Origin of the sequence: Frankia sp. EI5c, from assembly GCF_001636565.1 — a bacterium.
Lineage (GTDB): Bacteria > Actinomycetota > Actinomycetes > Frankiales > Frankiaceae > Parafrankia.
In genome coordinates, this window is record NZ_LRTK01000006.1 from 268,209 (window position 1) to 289,092 (window position 20,884).

Here is a 20,884-nt window from a genome sequence, read left to right on the forward strand (position 1 = left end):
GGACCATTCAGACAAATTCTCGGATCGATCGTGGACCATGGTTGCTGTGAAGGCACCAGGACAGGCCGAGGCCCCCGGCTCACTCGACGCCCCGGAGGCTTCCGGTGGCTACGGGGCGCGGGGCGACCGGCGGGGCGGCCATGCGAACGTCGTCCCCGTGAGCCTCGCCAGCGCGCGCCAGCCCGGACCCGAACGGGACCTCGAACCGGTCCTGCTCCGCCCAGAGCCATCCAGGCCGAGCACGACCCGTCCGGGCGCGGCCGACCCGGGCACCGCGGAGCGGGGCGCACCGGACGGGGGCGCGGCGGAGCCGGGGGCCTCCCGGACCGGGGCGGCGCCAAGCCCGCACCCGACCGGGCAGTCGGGCCGGGCCGGAGCGCGGCAGCAGCCCGACGCCCGCTCCGGAGGCGGATTGTCGTCCTTCCTGCGGCGACATTCCGTGTTCGGAATCCTCCTTCTCACCGGCGTCGTGCTGCGCCTCGGCGCGGTCATCGGCTACCGGCCCGCGTTCGAGTTCAACGGCGACTCGTATGCCTACATCCGGCTGTCCCGGCTGTCAGAACCCGACCCGATGCGGCCCGCGGGCTACCCGGCCTTCCTGCGGGTCCTGGTGGAAACCGGCGCCGATCTGTGGATCGTCCCCACGGTCCAGCACGTGCTGGGGGTCGGGCTGGCGATCGCCCTGTACGCGTTCCTCGTCCACCGCGGGGTCGCCGCGCCGCTCGCCGCGCTCGCCGCGGCCNCGCTGCTGCTCGACGCCTACCAGGTGGTCATCGAGCACTTCGTGATGGCCGAGACGCTTTTCGCGGTCCTGCTCGTCACCGCCGTCATCGCTCTCATGTGGTCGCACCGCCCGTCCGTGTGGGCACTCGCGGCCGCCGGCCTGCTGCTGGGCGCGTCCGGCCTCGTGCGCACGATCGGCGTGGCGATCGGCCTGCTGGCTCTGGGCTACGTCCTGCTGCGGCGCCTCGGCCCGCTGCGGGTGGTGGTCTTCGGCGTCTTTCTCGCCGCGCCGCTGATCGCATATGCCTCCTGGTTCGGCACGGCGCACGGGAAGTTCGGTCTGACCGGTGGGGACGCGGCCTGGATGTACGGGCGGGTGGCACCGATCGCCGACTGCGGCCGGCTCGATCTGAAACCCGAGCAGCTCTCGCTGTGCTCGCCGCACCCCGTCGGCGAACGCCCCGACCCGAGCTACTACGTCTGGGACCGCAACAGCCCCGCCAACACGCTGGACGTCCCTGCCGACGAGCGGGACGAGCTGCTCAAGGACTTCACCCGGCAGGTGATGATCAAGCAGCCCGCCGACTACCTGCGCGCCGTGGGCACGGACATCGCGCACTACTTCCGGCCGGGACGCACCGTCGGACCGCAGGACTGGCCCGATGCCACCTGGCGGTTCCCGACCAGCGACGAACCCCGCTACCTGCACACCGGCGAACCGCTCCTCGGGCTGCACGGCGAGAGCGACCATCCGGCCCGGACGGTCGTCGAGCCCTGGGCCGGGTACCTGCGCTCCTACCAGACCCGCGGCTTCACGCCCGGGCCGGCGCTCGCCGTCGCAGCGGGCCTGGGCCTGCTGGCCTGCCTGGCGGCCCTGCCCCGGGTCGTGCCCGCGGGGCTGCGCGGCGGCGACGGGCGGACCCGCTGGCACGAGCTGACCGCCGAGCGCCGCCGCACCGGCCTGGACTGCCTGTTCCTCGTCGCCGCGGGTGCCGCCGTGATCATCGTGCCGGCCGCCACCGTCTGCTTCGACTACCGCTACATGCTGCCGATGTTGTTCCTGCTGCCACCGGCGGCAGCGCTGGCGACACGGCAGGGACAACTGCTGGTGGTCGCGTGGCGCGAACGCCGGGCGGCGGCCGGGACGTCCTGGCGTACCTCGCCGGGCAGCCCCGACCCGTCCGCCGAGGTGGCGGATACCGCCGCACCGACTGGTCCCGCCAGCGGGCCGGGTAACCCCGGTGGCGCTGATCCGTTCAGGACTGTCGACACCTCCCTGGAGGCGTTCAGCGCCGCCGATCCTGACCTGCCGACGATCCCCCGGGAGGTGCTGGGGAACGAAACCGCCACCTCGGCACCCGCCCCCCTGCCGAAACGGGCGCCCGGTGTCACTTTCGAGGCGAGAGAGCGGCGCCGGCGTCCCGAGGGGGAGGCCGGCGCGCGTGAGACGCCGACCCGGGCGAATCCCAGGCCGGCCCGGCCACCGGTGATCCTCGGCCCGGGTGCTCGTATGCCGACGCCCGGCAACCGGCCCGGGGTGGCCGGCCCGGGGGGCCAGGCTCGCGACGGCGCCATCGCCAGCAGCCCGGCCACAGCCGGACCTGCGCCGAGCGGCACAGCGCCGAGCAGGGCGCCGCAACGTGGCACCGCGCCAGGCCGCCGGCCGCCCGGCGGCAGGACGGCAGCGGGCGGCACGGGGGGCTCGGGCCCGGCATCCCGGAGCGCGCGGGTGGCCGCCACCAAACCGGCCGGACGGACATTCCCGGACAGGGGCGGACCGAACGGCGACCAGCCGAACGGCGACCAGCCAAACGGGGGCCCGTCGAACGTGGACCCCGCCTGGGATCCGCCCACGATGCCACCCGGGCCGGCGTCATCCGGCTCAGCAGTGCCACCGGGCCCGGCCGGCGGATCCGGCGGGTGACGGTCGCCGTCCCACAGCTGACCGCCCGCAGCCGACGGCGCCGACCGGCGGGGGCCGGCCGCCTCAGTGCCAGCCGAGGAGTCGCGGGCCCTCGATCCGGGGGCAGGCGTCCACGACGACGTTCAGTCCGGCGTCGCGGGCCCGGGACTGCGCGGCCTCGTCGATCACACCGAGCTGGGTCCACACCGCGCCCGCACCGATCTTCACCGCCTCGTCGATGACCGGGCCCACCAGGTCGGACCGTACGAACAGATCGACCACGTCCACCGGGAACGGGATGTCACTCAGCGTCGGGTAGCCCTGCTCGCCGTCGATCACCGGTGCCGACGGGTGGACCGGCACCGTCCGCTTGCCGTGCCGGCGCAGGTAGGCCGCGACGCCATAGGCCGCGCGCGCGGTGTTCTCGGACAGCCCGACGACCGCCCAGACCTCCGTGTCGGTGAGGACCGTGCGGATGACCGCGTCCGTGTTCTCCGTCATACGGGATTCCAACCCGCTGGCCCGCCCGGGCAATCCCGGCGGGTGGCCGGCTGGGCGCGCCGTTCGGTGCCGGACCTGTCGTCAACCGCGCCGGGGGCGGGAGCGGTGGGCGGCCAGTACGACGTCCGGTGTCAGGTCAGCGACCCGGGCGACCCGGGCCGAGGCCAGGTCGAGCGCGTCCGCGCCCGGGGGGAAGTGCTCGTTCGGCACGGCGACAACCGCGAGACCGGCCGCGGCAGCGGCTCGCAGCCCGTTGGCGGAGTCCTCGACCGCGACCGCTGAGGCGACCGGAACACCCAGCCGGCGCACAGCCTCCAGGTAGACATCGGGCGCCGGCTTGCCTCGAGCCACCTCCTCGGAGGAGACGGTCTGCCGGAACCGCGCGGCGAGCCCCGACCGCTCCAGCACCAGGTCGATGAGCAGGCGGGGCGAGGAACTCGCCAGGCCGAGCGGCCAGCGAGCCGCAAGCGCCCGCACCGCCTCCGTGGCCCCGGGCAGCAGCGGCGGCGCGTCACCGTAGCGAGCCGCGACCCGGCTCCGCACCTCGGCCGCGATCTCCTCGGCGCTGTCGCCGGCACCCAGCTCGACCAGGTAGGCGGACCATTCGGCGGTCGACATCCCCATCATGCGGGCGGTGCTGTCCACTTCCCAGCGTCCCTGCCGCTCAGCCACGAACGCCCGGCGTACCTCGTCCCACACCTGCTCGGAGTCGATCAGCACACCGTCCAGATCGAAGATCACGGCCTGGACGGGGGTGGGTTCGGGAGCTGACCGTACGGGTAGTGCCATTCCCCCATCCTTCCTGGCGCTGGCATCGCAGGCAGCACGTCTCCCGAGAACCGCCTACCTGCCCCGGCCGCCCCGCCCCGCCCCGCCATGGGCACGGGCACGGGCACGGGCACGGGCACGGGCACGGGCACGGGCACGGGCACGGGGGATATGATCAAGGGATGCACAACGCGTGCCGCGTCCCCGCGTCGGCCTCCGTTCGGCGGTGCACCCCCGCCGGCCCCCACTGCCAGCTCGCCCGCGGCTGCCAGCAGTGAGTGACAAGCACGAGGTGACGCTGTCCACCTCCGCGGAGCGGGACATGGCGAAGCTGCCGGAGTTGCTCGGCGCCGAGGTGCGCCGTTTCCTGGACGGCCCGCTGCGCAACGACCCCCGCAAGGCGGGCACACCGCTGGCCGGCGAGCAGCAGGTCGGCATGTTCGAGGCGGCGGCGCGAGGCTGGCGGATGCTCTACCGGGTGGACGCGAACACCCGCACCGTCCGGGTGATGGTCGTCGGCCGGCGGAACAGCCCCTCCCGCCTTCCCTTCCGGAGCGGCGGCCCCCCGAGTCGGTGACGGTGGACCGTTGGTCCGCGCGGAGTCGATCGTCCAGGACGCCCGACCTCCGCGGCCCGTGCCTACCGGCGCCGCCTTCTCCGGTTGTTGTCAGGGCCGGCAGGTCAGTCGCGCGCCTTCCGGCGCCCTGCGCAGCCGTGACCCGATGGCCATTTCAGGACGTGACCTCAACTGCCCGCCGGTCGCGGGCCATGCTGCGTCATCGCCGCGGCCAGCCGCGCGCGGTGCTTGTCCGCATAGGTCTTCTGATCGTTGAGCCGGGGAAACTCCTCCGCGGGCACCGGCACACCGAGGAAGTCACACAGCGGGCCCCACCCCTGGGCCACGTCGAAAACAAGAAGCCGGTCAGCCGAAATCTCCCGGCGCACGGCCTCGTTGTGTTGGGTGAACACCNGCAGGGCGTGGTCCCGGTCGTCGAACCTGCCCTTGAAGACGCCGTCCCACACAATCAGATCCATCATCTTCAGGACCGGCATCGTCGGGTTCACACCGGGCGGGCGGGTCGAGACCGCCTTGTACAGCGTGTTGGCGACGCTTTCGTACCACTTCTCGGGGTCGCGCACCGTGAGAATCACCCGAGAGGATGGGTAGCTGGTGGCAAGTTGCTGCCAGAAAAACGCGCCGGGCCAGTCCACCGTCGACCGGTACCCGCGGTAGAGCGCGTCCCAGTCGGCGGTGCCGTTCTCGGCGGCGTCGATCCAGTCACCGACCGTCTCCCGATGCGACAGCACCTCGTCCATGTGGTGACACGGGCCATACCCGAGGCGTTCGAGGGCGGCCCGGAGCGAGAGCGTTCCGGTTCGACCGAAGCCCACACCAAGGATATCGATCAAAACTTCCTCCTTAAATGACCCCCGCGCAACCGTAGCGACGATTCCGCCATTGGTCCAACGCACACCAACGAAGGAGGGGGGAATCATTTAGGAGCCATTCAATTACCCGAATTCCGGCCGACAATCTGGAATTCGGGGTAACACTGGACCAGCAGACGGATCGATACCCACCCCAGCCTGCGGCCGGAATAAACAGTACACGGATCAAGACATCATGGAGGGGCCAGGAGAAGGCAGGAAGGGGTCAGGGCGTCGAACCCGCGCCTGTTCTTTTCACCCGGCCGGCGACCCTGCCGGGATCCCTCGGATCCGACCGGCGGGCGGGGCCGGGTGAGACGGCCGGCGCGTGCCTCGCGAGACGAACACCGCCGGGGCCGGCGAAGGGCCAGCCACACCACGATCGACTTCCACCGCTCCATCGGTGCGCGACCGACGGCCTCGGCGCCGCTCGCGCGCAGGCAACGGCGGCCTGGGCGAGACCCTGGCGGGGGACATCCCGTTCACGGACATCCAGCCCGCGGAGACCCTGCCCGCGGAGACCCTGCCCGCAGCGGCGCACCGCCGTGCCGGCGCGCTCACCCGGGGGACGCCCGAGCCGGTGGCAGCTGCGCCGGCGAAGCCGTCAGGCCACGTTCACACCGAAATCGAGAGCGATGCCACGCAGACCGGACGCGTACCCCTGCCCCACCGCGCGGAACTTCCACTCGGCGCCGTAACGGTACAGCTCACCGAAGATCATGGCGGTCTCGGTCGACGCGTCCTCGGTGAGGTCGTAGCGGGCGACCTCGGCGCCGGTCGTCGCATCCGCGACCCGGATGAAGGCGTTGCGGACCTGACCAAAGGTCTGCCGACGCACCTCGGCGTCATAGATGGACACCGCGAAGACAACCTTGGATGCCTGGGGAGCCAGGATCCGCAGGTCGACGTTGATCTGTTCGTCGTCCCCGCCGCCACCGCCGACGAGGTTGTCGCCCAGGTGTGTGACGGCCCCGTCCGGGCTGACCAGGTTGTTGAAGAAGACGAAGTGGCTGTCCGACAGCACTCGGCCTGTGTCACCCACCACAATGGCGGAGGCGTCGAGGTCGTACGGAGCACCCGTCGTCTGTCGCACCTGCCAACCAAGCCCAATGGTCACGGCCGTCAGGTTCGGCGCGACCTTGGTGAGCGAAACATTGGCGCCTTTTGAAAGTGACACCGAGTTCATGGACGAAAGCCTAGCCTGGCCCGCCCAGGTCACGCAGGCAGCCCGGTCCCTTCCGCCCGACCAGGCGGACAGCCGGCCAGCCCGCGGCAGGACCACACCGGCCCGCACGGAGGGCGACCGGCGCCGGCTAGGGTGCCAGAAGTGGAGATCCGCCAGCTACCGGCCCGGACGGCCGCCGCAGCGACCGCCCGACGACGGGCCCATCGGTGACCACCAGCACCGCAGGGCTCGCGGACAGCGGGATGGTCCGGCGCCGAAAGGCGCTCGCGCTCACCCAGCCACTGCATGATCTCGACGCGCGCAAGTCCTACCTGGAGGGCGGCGACTTCGGCGTCTACGCGATGGCCGAGCTCGCGCTGCATGCCATCGACCTGGTCACCGTGGCCATGGACTTCGACCGTGGTGCCGACCAGGAACAGGTGCTGCGCCGGCTGCTCCCGCTCGTCGCCGCGCAGGCGCCCGATCGGCCGCGCTCAGAGCACGAGCGGGTGGCTCGCTGGGTTCTCAGCAATCTGATCAACGTCGGCAGCGTGGACCGCGGCTTCGACGTCGTCTACGGCAGTTACCACGCCGACGGCCGCTATGTGCGGCGGCGGTTCGACTTCAAACTGCTCGTCGAACTGACGGACGGCGGGGGTGAGCTGTACCTGCGCGCCACCGACGAGGCGGTGACCGTGCTGATCGGCGCGCTGGACACCGACGTGACCTCGGCGCAGATCGCGGCGGAGGTGACGCTGGACAACCTGATCCGCCGGGGTCGGCTGGCCGACGCCCGAACGGCGGCGGAGGCCGCGCGGTACCGCACCGTCCAGTACGCGGAGCAGCTTCGCCGCCAGCTCGACGCGACCCGGCGCAACGTGCTGGCCGTCGACTGGCTGCGCGCCGTGCCGGCGCTGCTCGACGAGGCGCTCGGCCACGTCGAACAGCGGTACCGCCACGAGAACGCGATCCTCACCCACATCCGCCGCTACCGGGATGCGGCCGACGACGCCGACCACAAGCGGCAGGCGGCCGAGCTGGTCGCCATCGTCACCGACTGCGTACGCCGGCACACACAGCTCCAGGCACGGCTGCTGGAGGCGGGGGCGGTCTTCCGCGCCGAGCAGGACCGCCAGCAGTTCGCGGACGTCCCGGCGCGAGACGGAGTCGACCTCTACACCCAGATCCTGATGCCGGTCCTGACCCTGCCTGGGAAGGTGGCCTCAGCACCGGCCGACGCCTTCTTTCCCGGAGCCGTCGGTGTGCGCACACCGCGCTCGCTGCGTCTTGTCGATCTGGTCGACGGCCTGCTGACCCCGCCGACCGAGCAGGAGGTCCTCGGACCGGTCGTCGTCGAGGCCGAGCTGGTCCCGCTGCGGGATCACGAGAGGTTCGACGACGAGGCGTGGGCCCGCGCGAGCGCGGTGCTGGAGCTCGCACCCGGATCACCGCGCCGGCTGTCGGAACTGCTGCGACGGGCCAGGGCCACCGCAGGCCCGGAGGCCGCGGACCTGGTGGCGCTGCTCGCCACACACGCCCTGAGCCCGCAGATCTCCGCCGCCGCGCGCCAGGGCGATGCCCTGGTAACCGTGGCCTGCGACGACGGCACGGAACTCGACGACCCCTGGTTCGGCGGCGCCGACCTCCTGGTCGGCCGGGTGCAACTGCGCCACCCCGGCCCTGCCGACGATGGCGACGATGGCGACGTCAGCCCCGCTGACGATCGCACCCCTGGCCCCGCCGACCACGAGGCCACTCCCCCGCAACCACTGCCGACTCTGATCCGGACTGCGCCTTGACCACCCTTGACCAGCTTCCCTCCGCTCGCGGTCCGGGAGACCACCCCGCCGCCCCCGACAGTGACGTCGACGACCGTGCCGATCCCGCTGCCGATCCCGCTGCCGACGACGCAGCCGATCGCGATGTTGACGGCCGCTCCGGCCCGGGGAGCCGCCGCCCGCAGGCCGATGCCTTCGACGCGGGCAGACTGATCGCCTACGGGCTGCGACCGAAACTGGTGCCCGCCCGGGACAGCCGGTACGCCGAACTCGTCCGGCGGTACCTGCGGGACCAGGAGTTCGCCGCGCTGACCCAGGCGACCGCCGCCGGGCTCGGGCTGGTCGTGCTGGATGTGGTGGAGCGGGCCGGACTGGTCGTCGGCGGAGCCGAGGACTCCGCCTTCGCGGTGCGGATGAGTGACTACGCGCGGCGCGCCGGTGGCGAGCAGCGCTCCGCCGAACGCCTGCTGCACGCGATCGCGCAGCTCGCGGTCGCGGCCCTCGCGTTCCCACGGCCGGCTGACCTGCTGGACGACTCGTACGTCGGGCGGGTCAGTGTCGAGGGCGTGGACGCCTTCGTCCGCGAGGCCTGCCGACTGCTGGAGCGCCGGGTCACCGCGGATCCGGCCGCGGAGGCCGACGAGCTCGGCGCGGGCCGGACTCTCGAGGCGGCCTGGCGGCTGTACTCCCGCCGCCCGGCGGCCGGGACGACCAGGGACTCCCGCCGCCTCGCCGGGTCGACCACGGGCATCGTCGCCAGGGCGATGGGCTTCCTCAGCGACTCCGGATGCCTGGTGCCGGTCAGCGAGCATGCGGGCGGCACCTTCCGAACGACGGCGCGCTATCAGATCCAGGTCCGGGAGCTCGCCGCCGACGCGGCACTCGAGGAGCTGCTCGCGCTCGGCGTCGTCACCGTCGCGGACGGCTCGGGCGGGGTGCGGGTTCTCTCCACCGCCCCCGTGCTGCCCGGCACGGACACTCCAGGAGGCCACCCGCGGGCGCTCGGCGAAACGGAGCGCGAGTACCCGCGCGAGTACCCGTCGGACGAGGGCTCCGCCCTGGGCGGGGGTCGGGGTGATGGCGATGTTTGAGCTGGCCAAGGTTCGTCTCCATGCGATCGGGCCGCCGGGTGCGCGGTTCGGCGACGTCCTGCTCGACTTCTCCGGGGTCGGGGCTCCCGTCACGGGTCACCGTCAGGATGGGCTCTTCGGGGGCGGGGCAACCCCGGACAGCGCGGACAGCGACGTTCAGGACACAGCCTGGCGGCAGGACGACAACGCCCGGCCCGGACCCACGAGCAACGGCAACGGCAACGGCAACGGCGGTCTCTCCGGCCCGGATCACCCGCCCCGGCCGGACCGCGCCGACCGCTCGAGCCGACCGCTCCGGCCATCCCCCGCGTCGGTGCTGTTCCTGGAGAACGGGGGCGGCAAGAGCGTCCTGATGAAGTTGATCTTCTCGGTTGTGCTGCCGGGTCGGCGGCAGGTTGTCGGCACCTCCAACGGACGGGTGCTCGACAATTTCGTGCTGTCCAGGGACTGCGGCCATGTGGTCTGCGAGTGGCAGCACGCCGTCACCGGCGAGCGCGTGGTCACCGGGAAGGTCAGCGAGAGGCGCGGCCGGAGCACCGGAGACCCGTCCAGGCTCGCCGAGGCCTGGTACTCGTTCCGGCCCGGGCCGGGGCTCGACATCACGACTCTGCCGGTTGTTCGGGACGGACGGCTGGTCACCTTCGCCGGTTTCCGGACCCGGCTCACCGAGGCGGACGCGGCGGATCCCCGCCTCGCCCTCGTCTGGGAGACCAGCCAGGGGGCCTGGAGCGAGCACCTCGACGCGCTGGGACTTGATCCTGAGTTGTTCCGCTACCAGCGGGCGATGAACGCCGGGGAGGGCGAGGCCGCCGAGGCATTCGCCTTCAACAGCGACGAACAGTTCGTCGACTTCCTGCTCCGGGCCGTGACACCGCCGGAGGACCCGGCCGGTGTGGCGGAGGTCGTCGACGGCTACGCGGCGAAGCTCGCCGAACGGGCCGTGCTGGAGGCCGAGCGGGAGTTCGTCGCCGGGGCGCTGGACCGGCTCGAACCCCTGACCCGCACGGTGCGGGCGTGGGACGAGGCGGGCGGCCGGCTGCGGGAACTGCTCACGACGGTGCGGGACGCCGCGGCCTCCGTCGGTGCGAAGGTCGCACTGGCGGACGCGGGGACGCTGGCACAGGGCGGCGAGGGCGATCGCGCCCGGGCCGCCGTCGAGGAGGCCGAGCTCGCCCAGTCACGCGCCGCGGACGCCGAGCTCGCCGCCCGGCTGCGGCTGGCCGAGCTGCGGCTGGCCGAGGCGGAGGCGACCCGGGACGAGCTCGTGGCGCGGCACGCCGACCGCACCGAGGAACTGGACGCCTGGCGCGCGGCCGAGGATGTGCTGCGGCTCGCGGCGGCGTCCGACGAGGCCGAACGGCTCACCCGGCTCGTGGCCGACGCCGAGTTGCGCTCCGCACCGGTGCTCGCCGAGCGGGACGCCGCGGCCCGTGCCCTGGTGGCCGGCCTGACCCGGCTCGCGGCGGCATCCCGGGCCGAGGAGGCGCGGGCCCGGGCGGCCGCCGCCGCCCACGATCTCGCCGCCGAGTCGGCGGCGGCCGCGGACCGCACGGCCTCGGACGCGGCAGCCACCGCCCGGGCCGATGCGGCGGGGCTGCGCGCACAACGCGACCGGGCCGCGGGGCTGCTGGCCGAGGCCGTCCGCGACGGGCTGCTGGCATCGAGTGCGTATGACCCCGGCCAGGCCGCGGCGGAGGCCACGGAAAAGGCCCGAGAGGCGCGGACCGCCGTCCAGGAGGCGCTGGCCACCGCAACCCGCTCCACCGGGCTGCGGCAGTCCCGGGACGCCGAGCGGGATGCCGAGCGTGCCCTTGACGCCGCGAACGCCGAGCTTGCCCGGCTCACCGCCGAACTGGGCGGGGCGCTGACCGCTGCCCGGGCACTGACCACCGACGGCCGGGTCGCCGCCCTGCTCGGGCTGGGCAGCCCCCAACCTCCGCGGACCGATTCCTCCCACACCGAGGCTTCCCACACCGAGTCCTCCCCGGCCGAGTCCTCCCAGGGCGAGTCCTCCGAGGCCAGGGCGCCGTCACCCGGCGTGGTTGATCTGGACGTCGATGCCGACGGAGCGCTGGCGGCGCTGGGTGCCGCCGTCCGGGCGGCCGAGGAACGCCTGGTCGCCCTGTCCGTCGACACCGAGGCCGATCTGCGCGTCCTCAACGCTCTCGGCGGCGGCGACGCGGAGGAGGAAGGCGACGAGGAAGGCCACCGCGCCAGCGGGAGCGGCGGCGGCGGTGGCGGTCACGGCGACCTGCGCCCGGCGCGGGCCGCCGTCGGTGACGTGGTGGCGGCGCTGGAACGCGCCGGGATCCCGGCCGTCTCCGGCTGGCACCACCTGGCCCACCAGGTCGACGAGGAGGCCCGCGAGCGGGTGCTGCGGGCACAGCCCGGGCTTGTGGACGGTGTGGTCATCCCGCCGGGCTGGGACCTCGACCTCGCCCGGGCTGCGCTGGCTCGGGCGCGGCTGCTGCCCGACTGCGCGGTCGTGGTCGGAGCCGCCCGGCTGCTCGATCCGGCCGCGGCTGCCGGGGACCCCGACGGGATGTTCGTCGTCCCGCCGAACCCGGCGCTGTATGACAGTGCGGCCGCCGCCGCCGAGCGGGCCTCGATCCGCCACCGGTACGAGCAGCGGCGCGCCGAGGCCGCCGAGCTGCGTGAGCGTGCCCGCGGGGACCGTGAGCTGGCGGCGGCCATCGCCGGCTGGCGCCGGGCGAATCCGCCGGGACGAGTGGCCGGGCTACGGGACGCGACCCGCTCCGCCCGGGACGCGGTGGACCTCGCCGCCCAATCACTGGCGGCGGCGCGCGCCCAGGTCACCACGGCGATGAGCACCGCAGAGCGCGCGGTGGCGGAGGTCGAACAGCTGCGGGTGGCCGAGCAGGAGTGCTCGGCCCGGGCGGCCGCGCTGGACCATCTGGTCCGGGTCGTCGGCGAGTCCGCGGGGCTCGACGGGCGGATCGCCCGGCTGGAGGCCGCGGCTGCCGAGCGTTCGGCCGCGGCCGAACGGCATCGGGCGGACTGTGCGGCCTCCCGGCTCGCCGCGCAGGAGGCGCTGCGCCGGGCCGACGACGCGGCGCGCAACACCGTGGCGACGTTGGCGGAGTCCGCGTTGGTCGTCGGCGCGGGTGAGCTCACGGCCGGTGAGCCGCACCCCGGAGCGGACGAGAACGCGGGCGGCAACGCGCAGGACAGTGGTCTCGGCTCCGCCGGCGAGTGCCCGGACCAGGAGCGGGACCCCACCGACCCGCCCCGGGCGGCAGCCGCCGAGCCGCCGGTGCAGGTCCCCGTGCTGCGGGCCGCCTACGAGGCCGCCGAACGCGCCTACGCGCAGGTCGAGGTCGGTGCGGACCTGCGTGGCGACCTCGATCGCGCCCGCCGGGAGCAGGCGGCCGCGCGGGTGGCTGTCGAAGGGCTGCCCGCGGCCGTCCGCGGCCGGTGCGAGGTGCTGCTCGCCGGGCCCAGCGGCGGGGACGCGGCCGCCCGGGCCACCGCCGCGGCCACCGCGCGGCGAGCGGCCGGTGAGCTCGGCCGGGAGCTGGACGCCGCGCGCGAGCAGCTCGGCGGACTCCGTCAGGAGCTGGCGCACACGGCGGCCAGGGTCCGTTCCGCCGGTGCGTCCCCGCTCGGGCCGGACGAGGGCCCGACGAACCTGGACGAGGCGCTGGAATGGCTGCGGACGACGTCAGCCGCCCGCGGCGCGGCCCAGGAGGCCGTGCGGGAGGCGCAGGACGCACTGGACCGCCAGCGGCGCGACGCCGCCGAACATGAGCGCGAGCGCGACGCGTTCCGACTGGTCGCCGGCACGCTGGCGGATCTGCTCGCGGACGCCGAGTCGGTCGCGGGTGACGTGCCGTCCGCGGGTGACGTGCCGTCCGCGGGTGACGTGCCGTCCGCGGGTGACGTGCCGTCCGCGGGTGTCGTGCCGTTCGCGGGTGACGCGGCCGCGGCCGAGACGATGACCCGCGAGCTGCGCTCGGCCTGGCGGCAGGGGGTCGCCGCGCACGCCGAGGCGGCCGGCCGGGTCCGGGTGGCGGCGGACGCCGTGGCCGCCTGGGCCGCCACCGGCCGGTTCGAGTCGGTGCGCTCGCCGGCCCGCCGGCAGATGGTGCGGGCCGGTCGGGACGCGGTGGCCGCGAACGCCGGGGACTGGGCCGCCGCGCTGGCGCCCAGGCTGCGCAGCCTGGATGACGACCTCGCCCACATCGGCCGCAACCGGGCCGCGATCGTCGCCCGGCTGGAGGGGATGGTCCGGGCCTCCCTCGGCACACTGCGGTCGGCGCAGCGCCTGTCCCGCCTCCCCGACGAGCTCGGCGACTGGTCCGGGCAGGAGTTCCTGCGCATCACCTTCACCGAACCCGATCCCCTCGCGCTCACCACGGCACTCGGCGAGGTGGTGGACGCGGCGGCCGGCGCGGGCGCCACGGCCGCGGGAACCCCCGGTTCCGCCGGGCCCGCCGCCGGCACCGGTCGCCGGGACGGCATGACGCTGCTGCTGCGCGGCGTTCGCGCGGCACTGCCCGGCGGGGTGCGGGTGGAGATCCTCAAACCGGACGCGGTGCTGCGGACCGAGCGGGTGCGGGTCTCCCAGCTCGGTGACGTGTTCTCCGGCGGCCAGCAGCTGACCGCGGCGATCATCCTGTACTGCACGATGGCCGCGCTGCGCGCGAACGACCGCGGCCGCCTGCGCGCCCGCCACGCCGGAGTGCTCTTCCTCGACAATCCGATCGGGCGGGCCAGCGCGTCCTACCTGCTGGATCTGCAGCTCGCGGTGGCGGACCGGCTCGGCGTGCAGCTGATCTACACCACCGGCCTGTTCGACACCACGGCACTGAGCGCGTTCCGGCTGGTGATCCGGCTGCGCAACGATGCCGACCTGCGGGCCGGCATGAAGTACCTGCGGGTGGCCGAGCTGCTGCGCCCGGGACTGACCCCGCCGCAGCTGCCGGACGGAACCGCCACCGGGATGATCACCGCCTCCCGGGTGTTCCGCCGCCCGCGCACCGCCCCCGCGGCGGCTGCCCGAACGGCCGCCGGGACGACCGCGCCGGTGGACTGAGCTTCTCCTGGTCGAGCGCGCGGCTGACCCGGCAGCCGCCGGGGTCAGCCGCGCGGGCAGGGGCGGACCTCGATCGAGCCGCCGACCTCGGATCGCCGCCCGTCGAGGTCGGTCGCCACCACGGTGTAGTCCATGGTTCCCGTCACCGGCCCGGGACCGATCGGACCGGACCAGGTCGACCGGTCACCGTCAGCCGTGACCAGCCCCAGCGGGACGGTTGCCGGCGTGCCGTCCGCGGCCCGGGTCCGCACCTCCACGCCGAAGACCCCGGTCGGGTCGATGACGGTGGCGCTCACCGTCGACTGGGTGGGTCCCGCGCCGTCCGCGCAGGTGGCGGCGACGATCTCGGCCGGGGCGGCGGAAGCGGTGAGCCCCGGTGCGCCCGAGACGGTCGCGGTGATCCGCAGATCACCACCGCCGGAACCGCCGACCGCGGCGACCGGGACCGCCAGGGTGACCGGGCCCGGCGGGGCGGTTGCGCGGTCCAGGGTGACCACGAGCGGCACCCGGGCACCGGGGGCGACGACCTCCGCCCGCGGGACGACGCTCAACCAGGCGGGCGTGCCGCCCACCCGGACCTGCGCGGGCTGCGTGCCCACACCCACCAGGTCGACGCTGATGGTCGACTCCGCCTCGCCGAAGTCGACGGCACTGCTGCTCAGGTCGATCGCGGGACCGGTCGGGCGGTTCCCGGGCGTGCCGCCGGCGCCCGGGCTGCCGGCAGGGCGGGGAGCGGCCGGTTGGCCACCGGCAGTCGGTGACGACCCGGCGTCCGGTGGAACGGAGCGGCCGCCGGCCGCCCCCGACGGCCCGGCGAGCACCTCGGTGGCCGGCCTCCCGGCCGCGGGCGCCGCCGAGGAGGATGCCGTCGGCGGTGCCGAGGTCGGCGCGCCCGCAGCCGCCTCGCCCGCCGCCGGCGTGACGGTCGTGGCGGCCCCGACCGGGTCGGCGGCCGCCGGTGGCCGGCCCGTTCCGGACCCGTGCACCAGGACGAGCCCCGTCACCAGCACCGCGACGGCGACCAGAGCCGCGATGACCCGCCCCCAGCGGATCGGGAGGATGCGGTTGGAGCCGCCCCAGGGCGACCGGTGGCGCCCCACCGGCTCGTCCAGTCCCGCCGTCCGTTGTTCCATTGAGTCAGAGCGTAGGCCCATAGGTGGATCTGGACGCCGGATTCACTCGTTTCCGTGACGAACCCCCCACCAAACCCACCAGGCGAGTGTCTGGGTGACCAGAGCGAACCCGAAGAGCAGGTCCTCGACGGGTGCGAACGCGATCCGCGGGCCGGCGATGGCAGCCGGGTCGTAGCGGACGATGTCGAACCCGGTCAGGACGCCGTTCGTGACGAGCTGGAAGAACAGGATGATCGCGTAGGCCGTCCAGAAGACCCTGCGGGTGACCAGCCGGGTCCGCAGGATCCACAGGTCGAGCACCAGCGTCAGGACGACCCCGGCGGCGGCCAGGGCCGTGTAGCTCATCGCCGGCGCCTCGTCGGCCCGGCCGCCGGCTCGTCACCGGCCGGGGGCTCGTCACCGGCTCGCCAGCCGGTCACCGCGCGCACCGCCTCCAGCGCGAGCACCGCGCACACCGGCACCACCAGGAAGAAGAGGAGCTCCTCCAGCGGAATGCCGCCCGGCAGCACGACACCCGTGGTGGAGCGCCGGTCGAAGTCCCAGTGGCCGCGCGCGATCGCGTGGAGATCCCAGGCGACGAAGAGAACCAGGACCGGCAGGACCGCCAGCGCGAGCCGGCGCGGCCGGGCGTACACCCTGGTCCGCAGCAGGATCTCCAGCGGCGCCGTCGCGGCCAGGCAGGCCAGCAGCACCGCGAGATAGCTCAGGTGGCGCACCGTGGCCCGCCTCGGCGGTCAGGCGGCGCGCAGGCGGCCGGCGAGTGCGGCCGCCGCGGCTCCCGGATCCGCCGCCTGGGTGATCCCGCGCACCACCACGACCCGCCGGGCACCGGTCTCCAGGATGGCGTCCAGGGTCTCCCCGTCCACGCCGCCGGTGACGAACCAGGGCTTGGCGCCGGCCTCGAACGGTGGCGCGAGCCGGGCGGCGAGCCGTGGAAGCTCCAGGCCGACCGGTGCGCGGCCCTCCTTGGTCGGGGTGGCGTGGACCGGCCCGACACACACGTAGTCGACGTCCGGGTCGGCGAGCGCGGCCTGTAGCTGGTCGGGGTCGTGGGTGGACTGCCCGATCAGCACGTCCGGACCCAGCAGCCGCCGCGCCAGTCGAGGCGGGATGTCGTCCTGCCCGACATGCAGGATGTCGACCCCGGCGAACAGGGCGACGTCCGCCCGGTCGTTGGCGCTGACCAGCGCACCGACCCGCCCGGCCGCCGCCGCCATCCGGGCCAGCCCGGCCAGCTCGTCCCGCCACTCCAGCCCTTTCTCCCGGAGCTGGATGAGATCCACCCCCGGCGCCTGCGGGGATCCGAGCACGTCCTCGTAGAAGGTGGTGCCGCCGGCGTCGCGCCTGGCCGTGCACAGGTACAGCCGGGCGTCGAGCAGGCGGGCGACCCGCCGGGCACGGGCGTCGGGCACGGGCTCAGCCTCCAGCGACGGCACGAACGATCTCCAGGATGTCTCCGTCGGCCAGGCGGGCCGCGGGCATTTCGGAGGGGGTCAGCGCGGTGCCCCGCAGCTCGACGACCACCGAGCCGGGTCGCAGACCGAGCTGGGCGAGCAGATCAGGCAGCGCCAGCCCGGCCGGTACCTCCCGCGGCTGCCCGTTGACCACGATGCGCGCGAGCCCCGCGGCACCGGAGGGACCCGCGGAACCGGCGAGCCCCGCGGCACCGGCCGGTGCCGGCGCCGGCGCCGGTGGAGCGGGGGCGGAGATGTGGTCCGCGGGCAGTGCGGGATCACCGCCGGCTGCTGGGGAGCCCGGGGTGGGGTCGGAGCCCACCCCGGTCGGACGAACGGACATACCACCGACCCTACGGGAGCCGCCGCCTGCGGCTGGGCCACTCCGACACGGCGGCCCACGACGGCCCGCCGCGGCCCACGGCTCCCACCGCCGCCCACGGCGGGAACCCCGCCGGGGGTGGCCTCAGAACGCGAGTGCCTGCGCGCGCCGCCGCACCTCCTTGCCCCGGTTCTCAGCCATGGCGGTGAGCGGCGTCCCCGGCAGGCTCGGATCGTCACGCAGAAGCCAGTCGAGCGCCTCGTCATCGCTGNAGCCGGCGTCAGCGAGCACGGTGAGCAACCCGGGCAGGCCCTTGAGTACCTGGCCGTCCTGGACGAACAGTGCGGGCACCTTCAGCACGCCGTCGAACCGCCTGGCCACGAAGGTGTGGTCGCGGATCATCTGGCGCACCCGGGTGACGGGCACGCCCAGTGCCTCGGCCACATCGGGCAAGGTCAGCCATTCCATGGTCAAGAGTAAACACCCCTGGGTGCTCGTAGTCAGGCGGGCGCCACCTGGGCGCCCCCGGCCGCCGCCGATCTGCGCGCGGCATCCAGCACCGAGACCAGCAGGCGGGTGCGTTCCGCCCGGCGGTTCGCGAGCGGCCAGCCGGAGACCAGATGGTCCGCGAGCTCGCGGTGGAACCGGGCGGGATCCGCGGGATCGGTCGGCAACGTGGTCCGCCGACCGTCGTGGGCTACGAGCAACGGCTGGCCGTCGGGCAGGAAGGGCGGATCGTCGGCCGGGACGGACGAGGCGCCGGCTGGCAGCCGCGGGCGGTCCGACCGCAGGAGCGTGCCCTCCGTGCCCACAAGCTGGCTGCCGGACCGCAGCCCCGCGGCCACGTCCGAGATCGTCACCTGCGCCTCGCAGCCACCGGCGAAGCGCAGCAGCACCCGGGCGTGGTCGGCGTTCGAGACGTGGTGCCACACCCGCTTGTGCCCGGCGGCACTGACCCACTCGACCTGGTCGTCGACGAGGTCGAGCACCTGCTCCAGCAGCGCCGTGCCGCGGTCGGACAGCAGGCCGCCGCTGATGCGCTCGTCGTCGTGCCAGGTGCCCGCCGGCCGGCGCAGACCGCCGGCGAAGACCTCGACCCACATCAGCCCGCCGATGTCGCCGCGCCGCACCGCCGCCCGCATCGCCTGGTGAGCCGGGTCCACGAGCCCCTCGGGGTAGGCGGCGAGCAGCCGCGACCGGCTCGCGGCGAGCTGGGTGAGCTCATCCAGCTCCGGGGTGCTCAGGCAGATCGGCGGATGCACGACGACCTGTTTGCCGGCCTCCAGCGCGCGACGGGCCCACTCGACGTGGGTGTGGGTGGGGGTCGCCACGACGATCAGCCCGAGTTCGGGATCGTTGACCAGGTCATCCGGATCGTCGACCCGCCGGGCCAGCCGGTCGACGTCCGTCCCGGGGGCGGCCATCCCGCCGTCGCAGAGCGCGGCCAGGTCGAGGCCCTCGACGGCACCCAGCGCGGCGATGTGGACGCCGAAGACGTCCGGCGCGCCGACGAGGCCGACCTTGACCGGCGGGGCGTCCGAGGCGCCGAGCGCGTGCCGCAGCCACCGCCCGACCAGCCGCTGGTAGCGGGGGTCGGCCACGATGTCCTGGCCGTTGCCGAGCGTGAACACGCCGAGGCCGGTGGCTGGCCGCCAGGTGCAGATCGGATGCTCGCCCATCTCGTGCCGGACCATGAGCAGCCGTTCCACGTCCTCGGCCACCTTGTCCGGGATGATCCACGAGTCGCGCGGCGCGAAGGAGCCCAGCCGGGCGGCGAGGCCCGCGCCGTCCGGGCCGGCGAGCAGGCGCAGCTCGTAGGCGGGTGTCACCCGGCCCGGGGTGAGACCCGACGCCTCGATGAGCGGGCTGTCCGGTGACAGCGACCGGACCGTCGGGCCCGCGAGCAGCACGGGCACCGACTGCCGGGCCCGGTCGAGCAGATCCTGCTCCACATGGTCGAGCGGACGGTCGATGAGGACGAGCAGCGCGTCGGCCGACCGCGCCGAGGTCGGGCCGAGGCCGGCCGCGCGCAGATGATCACCGAGCGCATTCACGCCGGGGAGGTTCGACACCAGGTGAATGCGTGGCACGCAGGCACTTTAGTAGAGCCGACCCGCTTCGGAACAACTGGTTCACATCGGGACACGGACTTCTCCGTGCCGGGGCCCGGGCCGGGGCGGACCCCGACTCCCGGCCCTGACCCCAGCCCTCCGGTCGCCGTCAGGCCGGCTGCGCGGCCAGTTCCTTCAGCGGGACGTCGGGGTCGGCGAACCTCGCGACGTCCGGCGACACGTCGCTGAGCAGCATCCGGCGGCCGGCGACCATGTCCAGCGGCCGGGCGACCGTGACCAGGGCGACCAGCCGGCCGTCCGGCGCGAACCAGCCCGCCGACCAGCCGGGAGCCCGCTTGGCGCCCGCCGGCGCGACAGCGGTGGGGTCGCCGCGCAGCACCAGCGTGCTGTCCGGCCCCGGCAGCCCGGCGAACTGGATCATGCGCCCGAACTGCTGCGACCAGAAGTACGGCACCGGGTTGTAGACGTCCGCGGACTCCGCCGCCGGCTCGCCACCGGCCAGTGAACGCAGCAGGGTGGCGGCGGCGACCCGCGGGGACTCCTGGGCGCACTCCCAGTGCTCGACCCGCATGCGGCGCTCGTAACGCCGCGACCACCACGCCGCGCAGTCGCCCACCGCGACCACGGAGCCGGGCCGGTAGCCGGTGCCGCCGGAGCCGGCCGGACCCGCACCCGGAACCGCCGAGAGCCACTCGTCGACGATGACGCCACGGTCCAGCGACAGCCCGGAGGACTCCAGCCAGGCGACGTCCGGCCGGACCCCGACCCCGACGACGACGGCGTCCGCGGGCAGGAACTCGCCGCCCGCCAGCTCCAGTCCGTCCGCCCTGATCTCCGCGACGGCGGTGCCGAGCCGCAGGTCGATGCCTGCCTGCGCGTACCAGGGCACCGTGTGCCCGCCGATCTCGGCGCCGAGCGCGGCGAGCAGCGGGCTGGCACCGGCCTCGACCACGGTCACGGCCACGCCGTGGGCGGCCGCGTGCGTGGCGACCTCGGCCCCGATCCAGCCCGCGCCGACCACCGCCAGCCGCGCGCCCGGCCGAAGCGTCTCCCGCAGCGCCCGCGCGTCGTCGATGGTGCGCAGGGCGCGCTGACCGTCGAAGCCGGGCAGTCGCACGGGAGCCGCGCCGGTGGCGAGCACCAGCCCGTCGTACTCGAGCGGCCCGCCGTCGGTCTCCAGCACGCCCGGGCGCAGCCCGGTTGCCCGGCGGCCCAGCAGCAGCTCGGCGCTGTCGAGCTCCAGCGGGAGAGTCGTGTCGTCCGTGCGCCCCGAGAGCACCGCCTTGGACAGCGGCGGCCGATCGTACGGCCGGTGCGGCTCGGCACCGACCAATGTGATCATGCCGGTGAATCCCTGCTCGCGCAGCTCGACGACGGCCCGCCCCCCGGCAAGCCCGCCACCGACGACAACTATGCGGTCCATCAGCCCACCCGATCCATGCGGTCAGAGGCTACTGGGACGGCCGTTCACGCGTCGCGCACTAGTCGTC

16 protein-coding genes and 3 pseudogenes are annotated in these 20,884 nt (G+C 74.4%); 5 read left to right on the forward strand and 14 right to left on the reverse strand.

What is annotated here, in order from left to right:
- Positions 1-37: 37 nt before the first annotated feature.
- A pseudogene (locus UG55_RS32430) lies at positions 38-742 on the forward strand (hypothetical protein); the annotation flags it as partial.
- Positions 743-2,710: 1,968 nt separating this feature from the next.
- Here the strand turns inward: UG55_RS32430 and UG55_RS04560 are convergent.
- Positions 2,711-3,127, reverse strand: coding sequence for a CoA-binding protein (locus UG55_RS04560; protein ID WP_066063256.1), 417 nt, complete (start codon positions 3,125-3,127; stop codon positions 2,711-2,713).
- Positions 3,128-3,208: 81 nt separating this feature from the next.
- On the reverse strand, positions 3,209-3,916 hold the full coding sequence (locus UG55_RS04565) for an HAD family phosphatase (protein ID WP_066063259.1): 708 nt from the start codon (positions 3,914-3,916) through the stop codon (positions 3,209-3,211).
- A gap of 253 nt (positions 3,917-4,169) precedes the next feature.
- Between UG55_RS04565 and UG55_RS04570 the strand changes: the two genes are divergently transcribed.
- Complete coding sequence (locus UG55_RS04570) at positions 4,170-4,472, forward strand: type II toxin-antitoxin system RelE/ParE family toxin (RefSeq protein WP_066063262.1); 303 nt, start codon at positions 4,170-4,172, stop codon at positions 4,470-4,472.
- A 167-nt stretch (positions 4,473-4,639) separates the two neighbouring features.
- On the opposite strand, the gene UG55_RS32435 is transcribed toward UG55_RS04570, so the two are convergent.
- The 3 genes and pseudogenes from UG55_RS32435 to UG55_RS04580 all read right to left on the reverse strand — a co-directional run.
- Positions 4,640-4,865, reverse strand: a 226-nt coding sequence (locus UG55_RS32435; protein ID WP_304440382.1) for a sulfotransferase, incomplete at its 5' end; no start/stop codon positions are given.
- Between the two features lies 1 nt (position 4,866).
- Positions 4,867-5,392 (reverse strand): annotated as a pseudogene (locus UG55_RS32440) (sulfotransferase family protein); the annotation flags it as partial.
- A 535-nt stretch (positions 5,393-5,927) separates the two neighbouring features.
- The gene (locus UG55_RS04580; protein WP_066063268.1) at positions 5,928-6,509 is read right to left on the reverse strand and encodes a TerD family protein; all 582 of its coding nucleotides are present in this window, start codon (positions 6,507-6,509) and stop codon (positions 5,928-5,930) included.
- 242 nt (positions 6,510-6,751) lie between these two features.
- On the opposite strand from UG55_RS04580, the gene UG55_RS04585 reads away from it, so the two are divergent.
- From UG55_RS04585 to UG55_RS29825, 3 genes are read left to right on the forward strand one after another with little or no spacing between them, the layout of a single operon-like run.
- The gene (locus tag UG55_RS04585; protein ID WP_083986417.1) at positions 6,752-8,287 is read left to right on the forward strand and encodes a hypothetical protein; all 1,536 of its coding nucleotides are present in this window, start codon (positions 6,752-6,754) and stop codon (positions 8,285-8,287) included.
- A complete protein-coding gene (locus UG55_RS04590; protein WP_396230799.1) occupies positions 8,284-9,357 on the forward strand; it encodes a hypothetical protein in 1,074 nt (357 codons plus the stop codon). The genes UG55_RS04585 and UG55_RS04590 overlap by 4 nt, the downstream gene beginning before the upstream one ends.
- Positions 9,344-14,413, forward strand: coding sequence for a hypothetical protein (locus UG55_RS29825; RefSeq protein WP_083986400.1), 5,070 nt, complete (start codon positions 9,344-9,346; stop codon positions 14,411-14,413). The genes UG55_RS04590 and UG55_RS29825 overlap by 14 nt, the downstream gene beginning before the upstream one ends.
- 44 nt (positions 14,414-14,457) lie before the next feature.
- On the opposite strand, the gene UG55_RS04600 is transcribed toward UG55_RS29825, so the two are convergent.
- The 9 genes and pseudogenes from UG55_RS04600 to UG55_RS04635 all read right to left on the reverse strand — a co-directional run bounded on the left by UG55_RS04600 (position 14,458) and on the right by UG55_RS04635 (position 20,817).
- Complete coding sequence (locus UG55_RS04600; RefSeq protein ID WP_066063273.1) at positions 14,458-15,546, reverse strand: hypothetical protein; 1,089 nt, start codon at positions 15,544-15,546, stop codon at positions 14,458-14,460.
- A 42-nt stretch (positions 15,547-15,588) separates the two neighbouring features.
- On the reverse strand, positions 15,589-15,891 hold the full coding sequence (locus UG55_RS04605) for a lycopene cyclase domain-containing protein (RefSeq protein WP_066063276.1): 303 nt from the start codon (positions 15,889-15,891) through the stop codon (positions 15,589-15,591).
- Positions 15,888-16,262 carry a lycopene cyclase domain-containing protein gene (locus UG55_RS04610; protein WP_066063279.1) on the reverse strand — a complete coding sequence of 125 codons (375 nt, stop codon included), beginning with the start codon at positions 16,260-16,262 and terminating at the stop codon, positions 15,888-15,890. Before UG55_RS04610 ends, UG55_RS04605 begins: the two co-directional genes overlap by 4 nt.
- 18 nt (positions 16,263-16,280) lie before the next feature.
- Positions 16,281-16,982, reverse strand: coding sequence for a thiamine phosphate synthase (locus UG55_RS04615; RefSeq protein WP_066063282.1), 702 nt, complete (start codon positions 16,980-16,982; stop codon positions 16,281-16,283).
- Complete coding sequence (gene thiS, locus UG55_RS04620) at positions 16,963-17,343, reverse strand: sulfur carrier protein ThiS (protein ID WP_083986401.1); 381 nt, start codon at positions 17,341-17,343, stop codon at positions 16,963-16,965. The genes UG55_RS04615 and thiS overlap by 20 nt, the downstream gene beginning before the upstream one ends.
- 123 nt (positions 17,344-17,466) lie before the next feature.
- Positions 17,467-17,593, reverse strand: a 127-nt coding sequence (locus UG55_RS32445) for an Rv2175c family DNA-binding protein (protein ID WP_242423763.1), incomplete at its 5' end; no start/stop codon positions are given.
- Position 17,594: 1 nt separating this feature from the next.
- Positions 17,595-17,790, reverse strand: a pseudogene (locus tag UG55_RS45135) (helix-turn-helix domain-containing protein); the annotation flags it as partial.
- A 32-nt stretch (positions 17,791-17,822) separates the two neighbouring features.
- Entirely contained in the window at positions 17,823-19,412 is a 1,590-nt protein-coding gene (locus tag UG55_RS04630) for a Gfo/Idh/MocA family protein (RefSeq protein WP_066063289.1), read from the reverse strand.
- Positions 19,413-19,542: 130 nt separating this feature from the next.
- Positions 19,543-20,817, reverse strand: a complete 1,275-nt coding sequence (locus UG55_RS04635; protein WP_066063292.1) for an NAD(P)/FAD-dependent oxidoreductase — start codon at positions 20,815-20,817, stop codon at positions 19,543-19,545.
- Between the last annotated feature and the right edge of the window lie 67 nt (positions 20,818-20,884).